Origin of the sequence: Spirosoma endophyticum, assembly GCF_900112365.1 — a bacterium.
In the GTDB taxonomy this organism is placed as follows: Bacteria; Bacteroidota; Bacteroidia; order Cytophagales; family Spirosomataceae; genus Spirosoma; species Spirosoma endophyticum.
The window spans coordinates 1,042,478-1,058,518 of record NZ_FOLQ01000001.1 but is presented as its reverse complement, the minus strand read 5'-3'; the positions used below and the strand labels follow the sequence as shown (position 1 = coordinate 1,058,518).

The window sequence follows — 16,041 nt, the reverse complement described above, 5'->3', positions numbered from 1 at the left end:
ACTAATTTTTGCTGATTACCGACCGCGACCAACGACGGCTGGTTCAGGCATGCCTTCAACATCGGCAAAAACTCGTCCGCAGTGTTCACAAACGATGATTTTCTTTTTGTCTTTAATATCAGCCTGACGCTGGGGTGGTACTACGTTGAAGCAACCCCCACAAGCGCCCCGCTTAACAACGACAACTGCCAACCCGTTGAGCGCATTGCCCCGAATTTTGTTGTAGGAATTTAACAAGCGTGGCTCAATGGTCGTTGCCTGTTGATCGCGCTGTCTGATAATTTCCTTTTCTTCTTCCTGGCTTTCCGACGTAATCTGATCAAGTTCCTGCCGTTTGGCTTTCAGATCCTCTTTCCGTTCGTTCAGGGCTGCCTGTGTCGTTTTGATTTCTTCCTCTTTGCCTCGGACGCGGAACTGTGCTTCGTTCGCGCGTTTTTCAACCAGTTCGATTTCAAGTGACTGAAGCTCAACTTCTTTTGAAATAGCGTCAAATTCCCGGTTGTTCCGGACGTTCATCTGCTGATCTTTGTATTTGGTGATCAACTTTTCAGCGTCTTTCTTTGCTACGCGATTGCGTTCAATTTCTTCTTCCAGCGTCTTGATTTCGCTCTGGAACTTGCCAATCCGTGTTTCAAAGCCAGCGATGTCGTCCTCCAGATCACGGACTTCTTCGGGTAGACCACCGCGAATTTTAATAAGTTCGTCTAATTGAGAGTCAAGGGATTGCAGTTTCAGAAGAGCGTCTAATTTTTGCGCAATCGTCAGTTCCATTCGGAGTGTTGTGTTATAATGTATATTGTATAATGAATAATGTTTAACATAAGTTTATGGCAACGTGCTGAAAACTAATCAGTTCTATAACCACTCTACTCAGTATACACGATTCATTAGAAATATTTGACCGGATTCGTATCGGTTTCCGATAAAATTACCGCAAAAGTAGTGAATTTTTTTAGCAAATGCCCGTAAATTAAGTCTTTAGTGAAGACTTCACTTTCATAATGTCCTATGTCGCAAATGCCTATGCGTCCGTCGGCGTCGAAAAACTCGTGGTATTTATAGTCGGCTGTTACAAAGATATCGGCTTCTGCCCGAATAGCGTCCGGCAGTAAAAAACTGCCAACGCCCCCACACACCGCCACACGTTTTATGGGCCGGTCGGGGAGGGGTGTGTACCGGATCAGGTTCAGTTGCATGTGTTCTTTCAGATACGAAAGCCATGAGTTGCTGTCCAGCGGCTTATTTAACTCTCCAACGGCCCCTGACCCAACTTCCTGATGTTGATTATCCAGCAGTGTGAGATAATAAGCGACTTCTTCATAGGGATGCGCCTGTTTCAGGGCGGCTAGCAATTGCCCTTGCTGATGGGTTGGAATAATGACTTCCACTCTATTTTCGGGTTCTTCATGATACTCGCCTACTTGCCCAATAGCTGGCTGGCTGCTCTCACCGGGTTGATACGTACCGGTTCCTTCAGCACGAAAACTACAGTTTTTATACTCACCAATCTGACCCGCTCCGGCTGTGTACAGGGCATCCAGCACACGTTGGGTATCTGCAACAGGCACGAACGTCACGAGTTTACTGAGCACATGCGTTTTAGGTGCCAATATTCGAACGTTATGCAAGTTCAGCTTCTCGGCAATCTTAAAATTTACGCCCCCTGCTACGTTGTCCAGATTCGTATGGGCGGCATAAAGGGCTACGTCGTTTTTTATGGCTTTAATAACGGTTCGCTCAACATAGGTTTTGCCATTAAGTTTTTTCAGCCCCTTGAATACAATAGGATGGTGAGCTACTATTATATTACAACCTTTGGCAATAGCCTCATCAACAACGGCTTCTGTAGCATCAAGGGTCACTAATACGCCTGTGATCTCGGTAGTAGTATCACCCACAATCAGGCCAGCGTTATCATACGATTCCTGATAAACAAGGGGGGCAAGTGCTTCGAGATAAGCAGTAAGATGGCGGATCTGGATCATTATATACTGAATTAATGGCAAAGTAAACAACTTCTAAACCGTAGCGATGGCTCGTGTTGAAAGGTCATTCATCCTACCGTTGCCTAAATGCGGATGGCATGTGAGCAGCAAAGATTGCCTTTTGCCCTGAATGTGGTCATATTCGTAGAATTTATTTTTACAAAGACTTATGGGCTTCTCTATTAGTGATTTAGATTTTAATACACTTGTCAATAAACCCTTTCTATAATTAACAGGACTGACCAAATTCTGTGTTTTTATTTCTCACTATAACCGTAGCCGTTACCCGGTTCGGCGATAGTTGTCATACATAGTGAGTGAATGCATAAGCTGCCATACCAACTCATAAATATACATGTCTAGAACACGTCTCTTACTCCTTATTTGCATAGGAGCATTGGTTGCCTTTGCGTTATATTGTGCTGCGCTCATCAACTGGATTCAGGATTATTCAGCCGGGATGTATGACCGCAATTATACCAGGTTGATGCTCGAAACAGGGGCTATTTTGATTTACACTTACTTGGGTATTCGGTTTTTCAATCGAAATTTGCGTTCGTTTCTCTAGGGCAATTCTTGATGAATGTAGTAGCCCTACGTTTCTACACGTATTATAAGTGCACATGAGAGTCTTCTGTTGGGTTTTAGTGCTGCTGGCTTTGGGTTGTCAGGAGAGTAAGCAGAAAACGACGGATAGCCCGGATGCAGTGCGTGATCTGCTGATTGATCGATCGTTCTGGAAGCCAGGTTCTTTATCGCCGGCTGGTGGCAACCGTATCAATGTTCATCGCTTTACGATTACCAACACATCGCACAAGTATACATATAAGAAAATAGAAGTCCGATTTGATTACTACGATAGCAGTCATCGTAAAATTGATGCTGCCAAACGTATTGTCGACCAGTTGGTTGAGCCACGCGCTGCCATACAAATTAATGACGTTAAGGCTGACATAACCAGGCCAGACGTTGCATCTGCAACCGTCACGATCATAAGCGCTTCAGTAAATTAATACGTAGTTAAATTCACTACGGGCTACTACGTTTTAATTAATATAATTGTCAGGTAGCGAGATAGTTATATGAGACTGCAAATAGTGCTTTCCTGATATTTGCTAAAAAGAAAGTATTGGAAAGAAAAAGCGCAAACAACATGCTCCGATGCTTTGTTAGAAGAAGGTGAATATAATACGGCAGCGGTCGTGATGGTATTCATTTTATAAAACATTCACTAAAGGGGAAACCCAAAAACGGTATGAAAAAAATAGCTGTAATATTCACTGCACTTGCTTTAACAATGGGCGTTGCTCAGGCTCAGGATAGTAAAATCAAGAAAAAAGCTGAAACTGTAGAAGCTAAGGCTGAAGTAGCGGCTGACAAAGCTGCGCTGAAAGAGAATAAGGCAGAGCGCAAAGCGGCAAAAGCAAGCGGTGATAAAGAAGCGCTGAAAGCGGCTCGTAAAGACAGAATGAAGAAAGAAGGTGAGCTGGTTAAAGACCAGGCAAAGAAAAATGTCAAAGTGGTAAAGGAAAAATTTTAGTCGTATTTCCTTTTATATAAGTAACGCCCGATTTTATCCAAAATCGGGCGTTACTTATGTAAGGCGTATAAGAACTGATGATTGTAAAACCAAAAGGGGTAGTTAATCTTCCTGAATTGTAACATCATGCTTTTTAGCCGCCTTTCGAATTCGATCTTTAATTACGTTAACTTCATCGGCGTCGTACTTCGCTGCGTTGTCTTTATGATTGATATAACTCCACGCTGCCCTTACATGCTCGGGCGTGTCGATCGGGTACTTTTTGTTGGTAGGATCGGCGAACTCAACATCTCCGTATTTTTGCTCGCCCTCGGTTAGTTTTACGTCCTCACGCTGGTCAATTTTTGGATCTTTAGTCATGATCATTGAGTAATTAAGTGAAATAATTCAACCAGAACCAAGCGGCAGATGTTTGTTAACTTTAAGCTTTAGAATATACCATGTCGATGCTATTTTCTCCACTCTCCATTCACAGTATTCAATTCAAAAATCGTATCGTTGTTTCGCCTATGTGTCAGTATTCCAGTGAAGATGGCTTTGCCACAGACTGGCATCTGGTGCATTTGGGTAGTCGCGCCGTGGGCGGAGCGGGCCTGATTATCACTGAAGCAACGGCCATTTCGCCGGAAGGAAGAATCTCACCGGATGACCTGGGTATCTGGCTGGATGACCATATCCCGAATTTGAAACGAATTACGCAGTTCATTAGGCACAACGGGTCTGTAGCGGGTATTCAGTTGGCCCATGCGGGTCGGAAAGCCAGTACGCAGAGTCCGTGGAAAGGAGGCAATCCAATTTCTCCGACTGAGGAAGGTGGCTGGCAAACCGTAGCGCCCAGCGCTATTCCGTTTCACGAGGGTGGTCCCGAACCGTTGTCATTAACCGATGAAGGCCTTGAAAAAGTACGGGCTGATTTCGAGGCTGCTGCCACCCGTGCGCTGGAAGCTGGTTTTCAGGTTATTGAAATTCACGCGGCCCATGGGTATTTGTTGCATCAATTTCTGTCGCCGTTGAGTAATCAACGTAGCGATTCCTACGGTGGATCATTTGAAAACCGCATTCACCTGTTACTCGAAGTCATCGAACGCGTTAGACTCGCATGGCCGTCAAGCCTGCCGTTGTTCGTACGAATATCAGCTACCGACTGGACCGAAGGCGGCTGGACTGCCGAAGATGCTATTGCGTTAGCGGCTGTTCTTAAAAATAAAGGCGTGGATGTAATCGATTGCTCATCCGGTGGGAACGTAGCAAAGGCAAAGATTCCGGTTGGTCCTGGTTATCAGGTAACGTTTGCCGAACGTATCAAACAGGAAACCGGAATAATGACGGCCGCCGTGGGCCTTATTGCATCGGCCGAGCAGGCGGAGGATATTCTGAATAATGGTCAGGCTGATATGGTGTTGTTAGCGCGTGAATTTTTGCGTGACCCCTATTTTCCACTGCATGCAGCTCACACGCTGGGAGATGGCATAAGTTGGCCGGTGCAGTATGAACGGGCAAAGCCACGTTGATTAATAAAGCTGAGTGTAAACATTTTAGCCCGTTTGCTAGTAATCTTGCCAGCGAAGGTTAAGCGTTAGTTGTACAATCACCTTAATTAAACAAAAAGAAATCATGCGTTGGTTAGGAGGACGTGAAAGTGATAATGTTGAAGACCGTCGGGGAAGCGGTGGCGGTGGCCTACTGGTGGGCGGTGGTATTGGCACCGTCGTCATTGCGGTTATCGTCATGTTACTGGGTGGCGATCCGTCGCAAATTCTGAATCAAAGCGAACCTGAACAAGCCACAAGCCAGGCACCAGCGGGTCCGCAGGCCGACGATGCTGCGGCTTCGTTTACCCGTAAGGTGTTGGCCAGTACCGAAGATGTCTGGACAAAAGTATTCGCGGAACAGGGAAATCAATACAGGAAACCGACCTTGGTGATGTTTCGCAACGTAACGCAATCGGGTTGCGGGACGGCACAGGAAGCAATGGGTCCTTTTTACTGCCCTGCAGATCAGAAGGTGTACATTGACTTATCTTTTTATGATGAACTCGCCCAGCGTTTTCAGGCGCCCGGCGACTTTGCGATGGCCTACGTAGTGGCGCACGAGATTGGGCACCACATCCAAAAACAGTTGGGAATTATGGATAAAACGGACGCATTGCGCCAGCGATTAAGCGAACGGGAATATAACCAAGTATCGGTGCGTCTGGAATTACAGGCTGATTTTTTTGCGGGCGTGTGGGCGAATAGGGCTCAGGGACAGAGTATTGCACTCGATGCCAACGACGTGGAGGCAGCTCTTACCGCAGCCAATGCCATTGGCGACGACAAGATTCAGGAGCAAACGCAGGGCCGCGTGGTACCCGATGCCTTTACACACGGCACCTCAGCCCAACGTGTCTACTGGTTTAAAAAAGGACTTAAAACCGGCGACATTAAACAGGGTGATACGTTCAACAGCAACGAAGATTCGAATTTGTAGTAGTCTTCAACAGGATACAACAAGAAAGCCGGACCATGTAAGCCCGGCTTTCTTGTTGTATCCTGTTGAAGACTACTTTTTCCATTCGGTCAGGAACTCGTTGAAGGCTTGCTCCAGTGCTTTCAGGGCATCCGATAAGCCACTGGTATCGTTCACCTTCAATTTTCCTTCGGCAGTTCGGGCAATGTCGGCCACACGCGAAATGCCGATGGTTCCGGCGCTTCCTTTGAGGGTATGCAGATGACTTTTTACGGTTGGAATATCGCCAAGATCGTACGCCGAGAGCGCACCCTTAACCAACTCATCCGCTTCATTCACAAACTCCTCCATGATGCTATCGACTAAATCCTGCCCACCAATGTCGCGCAACTGTCCGACAATTTCCTCGTCGATAATGGGCAACGCTGGTTCAGAAGTCACGGCTACGTTCTTTGGCAACAAAGTTGGTGCATCAGCCTGTTTAGCCCGATTCGCATCGGTAAGTTCCTTTACCTTTGCCACCAGACTCTGGGCGCGAATAGGTTTGGCAATGTAATCGTCAAGACCCTGGCTCAGGAAGCGTTCACGGTCTTCGCGCATCGAATAGGCTGTCATCGCAACGATAGTCGGGAGCGTTTTGCCAAATTGTTTGCGCAGGTTCCGCGTGGTTTCAACACCATCCATATCGGGCATTTGAATGTCCATGAAAATAACGTCGAACCCGCTAAAACTACCTTCTTTTTTTAGTTTCTCGGCCTTTTCGACTTCACTGATGGCGGCCGGTCCGCTGTCGGCGGTAATGACCATACAACCCGACTTGCGCAAAATCTCACTGGCCACTTTACGGTTTACCGCATTGTCATCAACCAGCAGTACGTTCGGATGGTAGGTACTGAAGAAGTTGGCCAGGGCTATTTCGGCTACTTCGGTTGCCTGCTGTGTCGGGCTAATGCTGGTCTCTTTTAGTTCGATGGTAAACCAGAAACTGCTGCCCATGCCCACAGTCGATTCTACGCCAATTTCGCCTTTCATTAGATGCGCCAACTCTTTTGAAATGGCTAGCCCAAGTCCTGTTCCGCCAAAGGATTTTCGCGACGACGTATCGACCTGGCTGAATGAATTAAAGAGCAAATTGATGTTTTGGGTAGAAATGCCAATGCCGGAATCATTCACGACAACCCGAATCCGGTTGAACTTGCCCCGCTTGCTCAGTAGCGTTGCTTCGACACGTATGGCACCGTTTTCGGTGAATTTGATCGCATTAGATGTCAGGTTCGACAGCACTTGCAGGAGCCGGGTCTGGTCAGCAATTACGAACATGGGCAGCTCTGGGTCAAGGTGATACGTTAGTTGATTGTTCTTGGAATTCGCCTGCTGGCCGAAAAGGGCAATCAATTTCTCGAAAATTTCCTTGAACGCCACCGGTGCTTCATGCAGCATCATTTTCCCGGCTTCAATCTTGGACAGATCCAGGATGTCATTCAGGATATTGAGCAGCGTTTCCGATGAGCGCTTAACCGTCCTGACATAGCTACGTTGTTCTTCATCTAACTGCGTGTCATTCAATAGGTCAATCATGCCAATGACCCCGTTCATTGGCGTTCGGATTTCGTGACTCATGTTCGCCAGAAACTGTTCCTTTACCTTCAATGACCGTTCGGCTTCCTCTTTAGCTTTCACTAATTCGGCTGACTGCCGTTTTAATTCAGTTATATCACGAGCCAGAACGGCCACCACTGAGTTGCTGCCTGGTGTACCGGAGTCGCCCGACCCGTCGTTCAGCATGAGCATGTTAAACATAAATTGCCGTTCGCTGCCATCTTTCCGACGCATACTGGCTTCAAAATTCCGTAGGCTTCGATTCCGACCCAGCTTGAACATGGCATGGCGAATGTCATTCTCGTCGATGAAATACTGGGTTATTTCCTGCCCTAATACTTCATCGGGCGTGTAGCCCATACGCTTGAAAATTGACGGGCTAATCATGGTGATACGTCCTTTCCGGTCCACGCGGGCGTATATGTCCTGTAGGTTCTCGAAAATACCCCGGAATTTTTCCTCACTCTGGCGGGTCGCAATTTCGGCCCGTCGACGGTTTGTAATGTCGCGGGCAATACCCGATACTTCGTCGATAACACCGCCCGCCAACAGAATCGGGTTGAGGTGAAATTCGAGGTACGTCTCGCCCTTGGGCGTTTCAAAGTATAACTCAAAATTCTGTGGATGCCCTCTGAACGTTTGCCTGTATCTTTCTTCCAGACGTTTCCGATTGTCTTCACCGAACATACGCCAGCCCAACTCTGGAGCACTCGACTGAATAGACGGTGATTCGTCCAACTGGTATTCAATCAGGCGAGCGTAGTTTTTATTGAATGAGGTGAGTTGCAGGGCTTTATTCACCGACCAGATCAAATAGGTACTACTGTCAAAAATAGCGTTCAGGCGGGCGTTTTGTTTATCAAGTCTGGCTTCCGACTGCTTACGGGCGATGGCCAGCGCTACCTGTCCCGAAATAAACTCCAGCAGTTCCAGATCGCGGGGTCCATAGGTTTGTGCATCGTCGTAAGATTTCACGCCAATAATCCCCGTAATCTCATCCCCGATACGTAGTGGCGCCGTCAACATCACCTGCGGCTGGCGCAGTCCATACAAATCAATCTGGTGCTGATCAGATAATTGCCGGATTTCTTTCTCGTACAGAAACAGAGGTTTGTTCGCCAGAATCGTGTATTCGATGATGCCGTTGCCCAGTTTTCGTTTGGTGAACCGCATACTGCTGCCAAAGTACTCATCGACGTAGTAGGGGAACGATAAGTACGTTTTGCTGGTGTCGTAAAGCGCGATGAAGAAATTTCGGGCGTCGATAATATGCCCTAATTCTTCGTGGATTTTGCTATACAGGTCGGCCAGATTCGGGGCGTTGATGGTCCAGTTGGCAATGCTGTAATAGAGTTTCTGCGATTTTTCGGCCCTGATCCGTCCGGTTGTATCGTGCAGAATACACCGAAAAGCGGTGGGTCGCCCATTATCGAATCGGCAGTTAATACTACCCGACAGAAACAGGGTTTTACCCGTTTTACTCCGAAAAACAGTTTCAACATAGGGGAGTTTATCGCCTTCCTGAATGCGTTTGAGCATGCCCAGCGTACTTTCGGCATAATCGGGATGGAGTACATCCCGCAGATTCAGTGCCGAGATCTCTTCAGAACTATAGCCCAATACGTCTCGCCAGGCCCGGTTCACAAAGATGAATTTGCCGTCTAGCGTTAGTAACTGAATCAGGTCGGAAGTATTATCGACCAGGTCCTGTAATTGAGCATTGGTGTTCGACAGGGCCGAAGCGACCCGCCGTTTGTTCGTTACGTCTTCCCCAATGATCGTAAACGAGGCAACATGATCGTCGGAGCCGTTGATAATGAATGAATTAACCTGCACATTACGTAGTGCTCCGCTTCGAGCCAGCAACGTAATTTCTTTCTGTTCAGGAAAACCACCTTTGGCTAATGCCTCCGTAAACTCAGCTTCGAGCCGGGGTCGATCGGCAGGTGGAATGAAAATATCAAAAAAGTTTTTGCCAATGATATCGCCTGGCTGCCAGGCCGTAACGCGGTAAGTATATGGATTCACGTAACTTAGTGTGCCGTCACGTTCGATCGTGAGTCCGATCAAATTAAGTAGGTCAACGGTCTGGCGTACGTCGAAGGCCGGCAATACGTCCGACACGGCGAGTCCGTCGCGTTCAGTATGAAGCCGTTGAATTTCGGCCAGTAATTCGTCTTTAGTTTTAGCAGACCAGCGCATGGAATGGGTAATGAGTCGGTGAATAAGAATACTGACTAGTTAAATTTACAATAAATATTGGTTTATTCTGATAGTTATATGACAATGGCTTAATAATTGGTTTCAGCTTATAGACGATTTGCTGTCAAATAGGTAGTGCTTACTGACTGAATTAGTATGTAGTACATAGGTTAAAACGCTATTTTAGACCGTCAGGTTCTGGCCTTCTATCGTAGGGCATAGCCATCAACTCAGGTGAAAAATTGATGATCTTTAAAGATAGGACTTTCACTCGGAGCCGTGCCACCGCAGCGGCGGACCGTGGTTTTTCATGACGCTTAATGAACCGTGGCACGGCTCCGAGTGAAAGTCTTAAAATAGCAGAGCTCAAAATAACGTAGTGAGTGAAAGCGAACCCTATAGCCGAATGCTGGATCTAATGTAAAATGGTTCGTGAATTGCCAAGTATTGCTTATTTTGCTACGTATCCTCCCATAACCATGTTAAAAAGTTCTATCTGTATATTGATCCTGTTCGTAATGGCGGCTTGTGAGCCATTTGATCTAACCAGGAAAAACTTCCCGGTATGCGCAAAACCAGCGGCAAATATTGGTTATACGGCTGGCTTGCTGGATGTTACCTTCTTTCTCGACGGTCCACAGGGGGATATTGGCGCGGTTGGTTGGGACCCTGGGGATGGTAAAGGAGTTGGCCGCGTTGGCACGCGCGTGACCTATACATACGACAAAGCGGGTACGTATACAGTTACGCTGACAATTGCCAATTCGTGCGACGATAAATTTACAATCACCAAGCAGATTACCGTCCATAATTAACCTGTTATGCGTTTATTTTTAGTTATTGCTTTGGGTTTATTTTTAGTCTTGCCGGGTTGGGCTCAGGAACGCGTTAGTCATGTTCAGATACGGGTTATTGACTCATCGCAACTTGAAATACGGTATGATCTCCTAGCGATTCGACCGGGGGACTCGATTTATTTTAACGTACAGAGCCGGTTGCGGGGGAACCTGCAGATTGCACCTGAGTTTGTGCGGGGAGATGTAGGTAAGCAGATTACCAGTGGCACCGAACGACGTATTGTGTGGGATGCGCTGGCGAATGGCTATGCCCTGAATGAAGAAATTCGGGCCACAGTGCTTGTCAAAACCGGTTCGCCCATAACGGCTAATCAACTCACGTCACCAGCCCCCATTGCGGCTGCGCAGCCTCCTGTAGCCGCACCAAAAGTAGAAGTGGCTCCAACAACACCATCTATCGTGACGGAATCTGTTAATGAGCCGAAGCCTGTAACGCCCGAAAGGTCTATTGTTTCGGTGCCGGAACAGACGAATGTGCAACCCGCCGAGACCAAACCATTACCCGCCCGTGAAGAACGCCAGCAGAAAACGCGCTATGTGGGGCCCGCCTGGGCATTATTATCGGCAGTAGCGCCCGGTATCGGCAATATTTTTGTGCAAACGCCCAAGCCTAAAGTAGGCATACGGCCGTTGTTGACGGTGGGTTGTTATGGCTTGGTCGTGTATGGGTTAATGGAGCGGCAAAAGTCGCAGGATAACTATGCGATCTATTCAGTACAGAAAAATATGACGGCTGGTGAGCCCTACTACCAAATGGCTAATATGCATCATCAGCGCTATTTTCTGGCTACGCGGGGTGCTATTGTGCTGGCTGCGGCCGATGTGATTCTGACCTTTATCAGGGGTGTTCGTAACACGAAGTTGCAGAAAGCGTCATCCATTACGGTATGGCCGGGACTTCAGGCCGGACAGTTAACGGCTGTTGCCCGGTATTCGTTTTAACATGAATCCAACTACCCAAATCTCTATGCCCTTATTTCTCACAATTGGTTTAGTGGCGTTGTTATGGCTCGGTAGCCTTAGCCAGTCATCGGGGCAACGTCAAAGATCAGTTATTTATTCGGCCTCCAGCGGTTGGCAAAAAGTGATATTTAAGCAAACAACCCGTCTGGGAAATAATCGACCCGGCGGCAGTTCGAAAGCTCCTCCTCGTCCTTCAGCAGAGCCCGCGGAACCCGTAGCGAAACTGCCTGAGGCTGCTACAACGCCTGTTGCTTCATCGACCGTCTCGGTGCCTGGATTTCGCCCCGCTTTTACAGGTGATTTTGTTACCAACCGCAATCGCTGGAAAGCAGGTAATCTGGGTGATTATTACTACCAGATCGGCCTGGGCTCCTATAATATTCGGAAACGAAATGTGAATACCCGACGCGTAGCGTTTAGCTCTGTGCCCTTACCGCCAACGATTAACCTGAATAATGCGGACGTTTTTACGATTAGGGCCGATGTGCTGGCCGATTCGGGGCAGGTGCCTGCTGGTGGGCTGTTGTTTGGCGTGAAAGATTCCCTCAACTTTTGCTCGTTTACGCTGAATGCCAGGGGCGAAGTATCGATTAAGCGAGAAGTCAATGGGCAAACCATTAGCGATTATATGCCGGGTGATTTTTTTGCGCCGGGTGTGCCCATTGAGAAAAATCGTAACCGGCTCATGATCCGGCGTCGGGGCGAGTACCTGCATTTTTTTATAAATGATCGGGAAATTCGCACCAGTCCCTATCCCTTTCGATTCCTCTCCGGCAATGGAATTGGTCTGACAAGTTTAGGCTACTGGACGTCGTTTCAGAAACTTAGTGTGACGATTGGGCTGTAGGGCATGGGGCATAAGTCAGTTACTGGCGACTATTGACTTACGACCGCACGGGCGCCCCGTTACGACTATTTTTAATTTCTCACCTGCTCCCCCGACCGGTTGATGGTGATTAGCTGCCCGTTGAGGAAAACGTTTGCAGTGTTGCCTTTAAACGGGGTTATAGCTTCGAATTCGGGTCGAATAACCCATTCATCGAACTCATTAACGTACCCCCAGCGGCCGTGGCTTCGGGCGCGTCGCCAGCCCTGTTCGTCGGGCCCTACTTCTACCTTGTCATAGGGTTTGTTGCCGAAGGCTTCTACGTATTTACCCTGACGAGCCTCTGTCGGATTCGATGGTTTTGTTACGGGTTCTTCAGGTCCGAGGGGTTCTTCAGCAGGCTTGCTGGTCGTCAACTCTTTTTTTTTAACATCGGGCAACGTAGTGATTGGTTCGCTGGCAGCTTCTGTCGGTGTATCCGTCGCTTCTGAAGTTGTTGCTACGTCCGATGTCGGTTCGGACTCCTGCCGACTCACGCTCGTCGTTTTTACCCCTCGTTTCTTCTTCGACGGTTTAGTCGGTTGTTCGATTTTGCTTTTTGGCTCCCGTTCTGGTTCGGGCGTATTGTTGCTTTTAATGAACCAGTAAATAACGGCCAGCAATGCCAGGGCAAACAGGACGCCATACACGCCACTTCGGTCGGGCTTGATCACCTCCACACGAACTGTACTGAGGGGATTGTCATTGGCGTCGAAAAGTGTGTAATCCGTTGTTTTGAGCGGCTTTACCCAACCCCGATTGCTCGGCGATAAACCTTCGCCTAGATCGTCGATGGTGACGGCCAGCAGATTCTCTACTTCCCAGGCGAGTGTTACCGCCTGGCCTTTTTTTATGCGGGCGGGCGTAACTGTAAACGACCGAACAATTGGCGGAGGCTCGGGCGGACCTGATGGAACCACAGGCCGGTCAATGACAGGTGCTACGGGCGTAGGTGGCGAAACGGGAACTGATCGCTCAATAATCGGTTCAACCGGTTTGGCAGGTTCTGGCGCACTAACAGTTGGCTTGGGCGGTTCGGGTTCCCGCTCAATTAGCTGCTCATACGTATCAACCTGATCCACAGGTTCAGATATGGTCGGAGGAGCCGGTGTAAGGACGGGTTCGGCCGGTTCTGGTTTCGAAGCCGCGGCTAACCGCTGTAAAACGGTAGGCACCCACTTGTTTCTGACAAAGTCGGGGGAGAGTTTCAGCGATGAAGCTGCATTGACAATCTGATTTAGATCCTGCTCGCTAAACTGATTGCGCGAGGGCTGAGCCAGCCGGGCAATACGTGCCTGAATGTTCTGAAATAGTAGGTTATTATTGGCTACTTCCTGGCTGATTTCGTTCGCTCGTTTCAGCGCATCGGTCAGCGATAGCCCTGCCTGTTGGGCATCCTGAAGATAGCCATTGCTCCGCCAAACGTCGGGGCCATCGAGAACAATAGCTTCGCGAAGGCGGTCGGTCAGTTCGGTTTCTGTCATTGAGAATGTGAGCGGGTAAGCTTGTTTACGAATCGTATGTGTTGGGACATTTTGCCGTTATGCCCACAAAATAACACACATCATCTACGCAAACACAGAAAATCAGTCGAACGTCACCATATTCCGTCGATAATCCACTGAAATTTTACCAAACTGCGACAATGCCGACTGACCCAACAGCAAGGGGGCCTTAGCATTACTGACAACATTAGCCGTTACGTTTTCGAGAACCCGGTCGCCAATCTGTACCGATTTGAGCCGAATAACCGATCCGGGCGAGATATCACCTTTCGCATCCTGAAACTTCGATTGCCCAATGATGTCATTTTCGGTCAGGGCACCTTGTTTGACCATAAATTCAGCTTCGGTGGCCGATATGGAAATCAAACTGGCGCCCGTATCCAGGATGAATTTCATCGACACACCATTGACAATAACCGGCACTTTATAGACGCCATTTTCCTTCTCCATCGCTACTTCCGTGGGGCCACTGCCAATTTGAGTCAGTGTTGGTTTTGGCACCGTGGCTGGTGCCTGACTGCCTCCATTCTTTGTGGAGTCGGTGGTGCTACGTCGAGTCCTGTGTGTTTGATGGCTGCCCGAACGCGAGCAGCCAGAACAACCGGACAGGTAGACAGAACTACCCAAAAGAAGGAATGCAATGAATAGTCTTGTCATTATTCGTAGCGAATCAGGGCTTTTTTCTTTACGCGCCAGACGCCATTCTCGAGCACAGCCTCACCGTCCCGGCGCATGATAATACGTGTGTGCGTGGCAAAATAACTGTTCTCACTTTCGCAGGCGGGTTCAATCATGTAGTTGCGATACGTCAGAAAGCGGGCTACCCGTCCGGGTTCGGCCTCAAACCGGAACGACGCAACCACCGGTTGATCGCTGCCCTGCTCTTTCCTGGCGGCATCAACGCTGAAGCGGTAGGCCGATTCGGGTGATAATGTACTGGATTTCTGTTCATTATCGAACTGGCCACTCGGATCGGGTGGTGGGAAATAAAATACCTCCGAGCGGGGCGTATTAGCGGGCTGAACGGGCGTTGACTGGGACTGAACAGGAGCGGGCACAGGTGTCGATGATGTTTCTACAATTGGCTCATTACGTTCAGGAGCCGCTACAGGTACAGAGGGTGTGAGGACTGGCGTTGAGCTGGTTGCCTGCTGTCTTAATTGCCGGATAGCCACTAATGGATCAATATTCGTACCCAATTCCGCCCGAATGGCGTCGTAGGCATTGGCTTTTTGCCGGTAATCATTCTGTGGTTGCCGGGACTCATTGGTTGGCTTAGGGCGTTGTGCTACGTCCAGCGAGTGGCTTAACCGCTTGTTTTCAGAAAGCAATTCCTGTATTTCGGTCCGTGCTGCCCGATACACCAATAAATAAACGGCTGCGGCACCAGCCAGCAATCCAACAAAGGCGCTTACAAGTATCATCCAAAATTGTTTATCCTGTTCGTCTCTTACCTTCCGTTCCAATTGGCTGATCTGAAGGGCCACTGGTGTTACACTGGATTGCTCGGCTGCTGCCGAAGCTGAAACGGGCTGGTCAGCAGCGGTCGTTGGTGCTGGTGCCGACGTAGCATTGGGTGGCAGCAGTGCGTCAATTTTGGCCAGCAGAATAGCCTGAACGGGCGGACTGAGGGGTCTGCCGTAGTTTTTGTCATTTTTGTACTTCGTATAGAACTGAGTAAACTGTTTCCGAATCGTTACGTTCGCGTCGGCGGGCGACATGGCTATAAAGCGGGCCGTGTTTTTTAACTCACTCAATTCCTGCATTTTGGCCCCCACCTGATCCCAGCTCCCAACGCCCCGAATAACCTGTTGCGGGTCGCAGCCGTCCCCACAAACCAGCAATTGTGCATAGATTTCCTGAGCTTTGGGCTGTTTAATATCCGCGAATACAGCTTTTGCTACGCCTTTCGTCAACGTATCAACAGCGGCCTGATTCGGGTTTTGCGCGTAAGTCAACGATACCGACGCGAGTAGTCCGACGAAGCTTATACACGATAGTTTTAGCATAAAATTGTCAGGTAAAGGTTAAGTAGTTTAAGGCTTGATCAAGTGTTGTCAGATATTGTCAAATTTGA

The 16,041-nt window shown here is 48.5% G+C and carries 15 protein-coding genes; 8 read left to right on the top strand and 7 right to left on the bottom strand.

The window, feature by feature from the left end; all coding sequences use genetic code 11:
• Positions 1 to 15: 15 nt before the first annotated feature.
• Together BM202_RS04150 and BM202_RS04145 are read right to left on the bottom strand one after the other, a co-directional pair.
• Positions 16 to 771, bottom strand: coding sequence for a zinc ribbon domain-containing protein (locus BM202_RS04150; RefSeq protein WP_093823206.1), 756 nt, complete (start codon positions 769 to 771; stop codon positions 16 to 18).
• A 116-nt stretch (positions 772 to 887) separates the two neighbouring features.
• Positions 888 to 1,985, bottom strand: coding sequence for a Nif3-like dinuclear metal center hexameric protein (locus BM202_RS04145; RefSeq protein WP_093823204.1), 1,098 nt, complete (start codon positions 1,983 to 1,985; stop codon positions 888 to 890).
• A 355-nt stretch (positions 1,986 to 2,340) separates the two neighbouring features.
• On the opposite strand from BM202_RS04145, the gene BM202_RS36550 reads away from it, so the two are divergent.
• From BM202_RS36550 to BM202_RS04135, 3 genes are all read left to right on the top strand, one after another.
• On the top strand, positions 2,341 to 2,553 hold the full coding sequence (locus tag BM202_RS36550; protein ID WP_143100629.1) for a hypothetical protein: 213 nt from the start codon (positions 2,341 to 2,343) through the stop codon (positions 2,551 to 2,553).
• A 55-nt stretch (positions 2,554 to 2,608) separates the two neighbouring features.
• A complete protein-coding gene (locus tag BM202_RS04140) occupies positions 2,609 to 2,998 on the top strand; it encodes a hypothetical protein (RefSeq protein ID WP_143100628.1) in 390 nt (129 codons plus the stop codon).
• A 242-nt stretch (positions 2,999 to 3,240) separates the two neighbouring features.
• Positions 3,241 to 3,525 carry a hypothetical protein gene (locus tag BM202_RS04135; RefSeq protein ID WP_093823200.1) on the top strand — a complete coding sequence of 95 codons (285 nt, stop codon included), beginning with the start codon at positions 3,241 to 3,243 and terminating at the stop codon, positions 3,523 to 3,525.
• A gap of 102 nt (positions 3,526 to 3,627) precedes the next feature.
• On the opposite strand, the gene BM202_RS04130 is transcribed toward BM202_RS04135, so the two are convergent.
• The gene (locus BM202_RS04130; RefSeq protein WP_093823654.1) at positions 3,628 to 3,885 is read right to left on the bottom strand and encodes a DUF6582 domain-containing protein; all 258 of its coding nucleotides are present in this window, start codon (positions 3,883 to 3,885) and stop codon (positions 3,628 to 3,630) included.
• A gap of 80 nt (positions 3,886 to 3,965) precedes the next feature.
• Here BM202_RS04130 and namA point away from each other — a divergent pair, with 80 nt between their 5' ends.
• Both namA and ypfJ read left to right on the top strand, forming a co-directional pair.
• Positions 3,966 to 5,036, top strand: a complete 1,071-nt coding sequence (gene namA / locus BM202_RS04125; protein WP_093823198.1) for an NADPH dehydrogenase NamA — start codon at positions 3,966 to 3,968, stop codon at positions 5,034 to 5,036.
• A 103-nt stretch (positions 5,037 to 5,139) separates the two neighbouring features.
• Positions 5,140 to 5,994, top strand: a complete 855-nt coding sequence (gene ypfJ, locus BM202_RS04120) for a KPN_02809 family neutral zinc metallopeptidase (RefSeq protein WP_093823194.1) — start codon at positions 5,140 to 5,142, stop codon at positions 5,992 to 5,994.
• Positions 5,995 to 6,066: 72 nt separating this feature from the next.
• On the opposite strand, the gene BM202_RS04115 is transcribed toward ypfJ, so the two are convergent.
• Complete coding sequence (locus tag BM202_RS04115; RefSeq protein WP_093823192.1) at positions 6,067 to 9,774, bottom strand: PAS domain-containing hybrid sensor histidine kinase/response regulator; 3,708 nt, start codon at positions 9,772 to 9,774, stop codon at positions 6,067 to 6,069.
• A gap of 479 nt (positions 9,775 to 10,253) precedes the next feature.
• On the opposite strand from BM202_RS04115, the gene BM202_RS04110 reads away from it, so the two are divergent.
• The 3 genes from BM202_RS04110 to BM202_RS04100 are packed head-to-tail and all read left to right on the top strand — an operon-like array spanning position 10,254 to position 12,441.
• Entirely contained in the window at positions 10,254 to 10,589 is a 336-nt protein-coding gene (locus BM202_RS04110) for a PKD domain-containing protein (protein WP_093823652.1), read from the top strand.
• Positions 10,590 to 10,595: 6 nt separating this feature from the next.
• The gene (locus BM202_RS04105) at positions 10,596 to 11,573 is read left to right on the top strand and encodes a hypothetical protein (RefSeq protein WP_093823190.1); all 978 of its coding nucleotides are present in this window, start codon (positions 10,596 to 10,598) and stop codon (positions 11,571 to 11,573) included.
• A 25-nt stretch (positions 11,574 to 11,598) separates the two neighbouring features.
• Positions 11,599 to 12,441, top strand: a complete 843-nt coding sequence (locus BM202_RS04100; protein ID WP_093823650.1) for a hypothetical protein — start codon at positions 11,599 to 11,601, stop codon at positions 12,439 to 12,441.
• A gap of 71 nt (positions 12,442 to 12,512) precedes the next feature.
• Here the strand turns inward: BM202_RS04100 and BM202_RS04095 are convergent, their stop codons facing one another.
• From BM202_RS04095 to BM202_RS04085, 3 genes are all read right to left on the bottom strand, one after another.
• Entirely contained in the window at positions 12,513 to 13,943 is a 1,431-nt protein-coding gene (locus BM202_RS04095) for a WG repeat-containing protein (RefSeq protein WP_093823189.1), read from the bottom strand.
• 102 nt (positions 13,944 to 14,045) lie between these two features.
• Positions 14,046 to 14,621: a retropepsin-like aspartic protease family protein gene (locus BM202_RS04090; RefSeq protein WP_093823187.1), complete on the bottom strand. Its 576-nt coding sequence runs from the start codon at positions 14,619 to 14,621 to the stop codon at positions 14,046 to 14,048.
• Positions 14,621 to 15,973 carry a hypothetical protein gene (locus BM202_RS04085; RefSeq protein ID WP_093823185.1) on the bottom strand — a complete coding sequence of 451 codons (1,353 nt, stop codon included), beginning with the start codon at positions 15,971 to 15,973 and terminating at the stop codon, positions 14,621 to 14,623. The genes BM202_RS04090 and BM202_RS04085 overlap by 1 nt, the downstream gene beginning before the upstream one ends.
• Between the last annotated feature and the right edge of the window lie 68 nt (positions 15,974 to 16,041).

What these genes read in the sequence shown, in the direction of transcription:
- BM202_RS04115 (WP_093823192.1), bottom strand. Translation starts at nt 9,774, where the DNA reads ATGCGCTGGTCTGCTAAAACTAAAGACGAATTACTGGCCGAAATTCAA.
- BM202_RS04090 (WP_093823187.1), bottom strand. Translation starts at nt 14,621, where the DNA reads ATGACAAGACTATTCATTGCATTCCTTCTTTTGGGTAGTTCTGTCTAC.
- BM202_RS04100 (WP_093823650.1), top strand. Translation starts at nt 11,599, where the DNA reads ATGCCCTTATTTCTCACAATTGGTTTAGTGGCGTTGTTATGGCTCGGT.
- BM202_RS36550 (WP_143100629.1), top strand. Translation starts at nt 2,341, where the DNA reads ATGTCTAGAACACGTCTCTTACTCCTTATTTGCATAGGAGCATTGGTT.
- BM202_RS04145 (WP_093823204.1), bottom strand. Translation starts at nt 1,985, where the DNA reads ATGATCCAGATCCGCCATCTTACTGCTTATCTCGAAGCACTTGCCCCC.
- namA (WP_093823198.1), top strand. Translation starts at nt 3,966, where the DNA reads ATGTCGATGCTATTTTCTCCACTCTCCATTCACAGTATTCAATTCAAA.
- BM202_RS04105 (WP_093823190.1), top strand. Translation starts at nt 10,596, where the DNA reads ATGCGTTTATTTTTAGTTATTGCTTTGGGTTTATTTTTAGTCTTGCCG.
- BM202_RS04085 (WP_093823185.1), bottom strand. Translation starts at nt 15,973, where the DNA reads ATGCTAAAACTATCGTGTATAAGCTTCGTCGGACTACTCGCGTCGGTA.
- BM202_RS04110 (WP_093823652.1), top strand. Translation starts at nt 10,254, where the DNA reads ATGTTAAAAAGTTCTATCTGTATATTGATCCTGTTCGTAATGGCGGCT.
- BM202_RS04140 (WP_143100628.1), top strand. Translation starts at nt 2,609, where the DNA reads ATGAGAGTCTTCTGTTGGGTTTTAGTGCTGCTGGCTTTGGGTTGTCAG.
- BM202_RS04130 (WP_093823654.1), bottom strand. Translation starts at nt 3,885, where the DNA reads ATGACTAAAGATCCAAAAATTGACCAGCGTGAGGACGTAAAACTAACC.
- BM202_RS04135 (WP_093823200.1), top strand. Translation starts at nt 3,241, where the DNA reads ATGAAAAAAATAGCTGTAATATTCACTGCACTTGCTTTAACAATGGGC.
- BM202_RS04095 (WP_093823189.1), bottom strand. Translation starts at nt 13,943, where the DNA reads ATGACAGAAACCGAACTGACCGACCGCCTTCGCGAAGCTATTGTTCTC.
- BM202_RS04150 (WP_093823206.1), bottom strand. Translation starts at nt 771, where the DNA reads ATGGAACTGACGATTGCGCAAAAATTAGACGCTCTTCTGAAACTGCAA.
- ypfJ (WP_093823194.1), top strand. Translation starts at nt 5,140, where the DNA reads ATGCGTTGGTTAGGAGGACGTGAAAGTGATAATGTTGAAGACCGTCGG.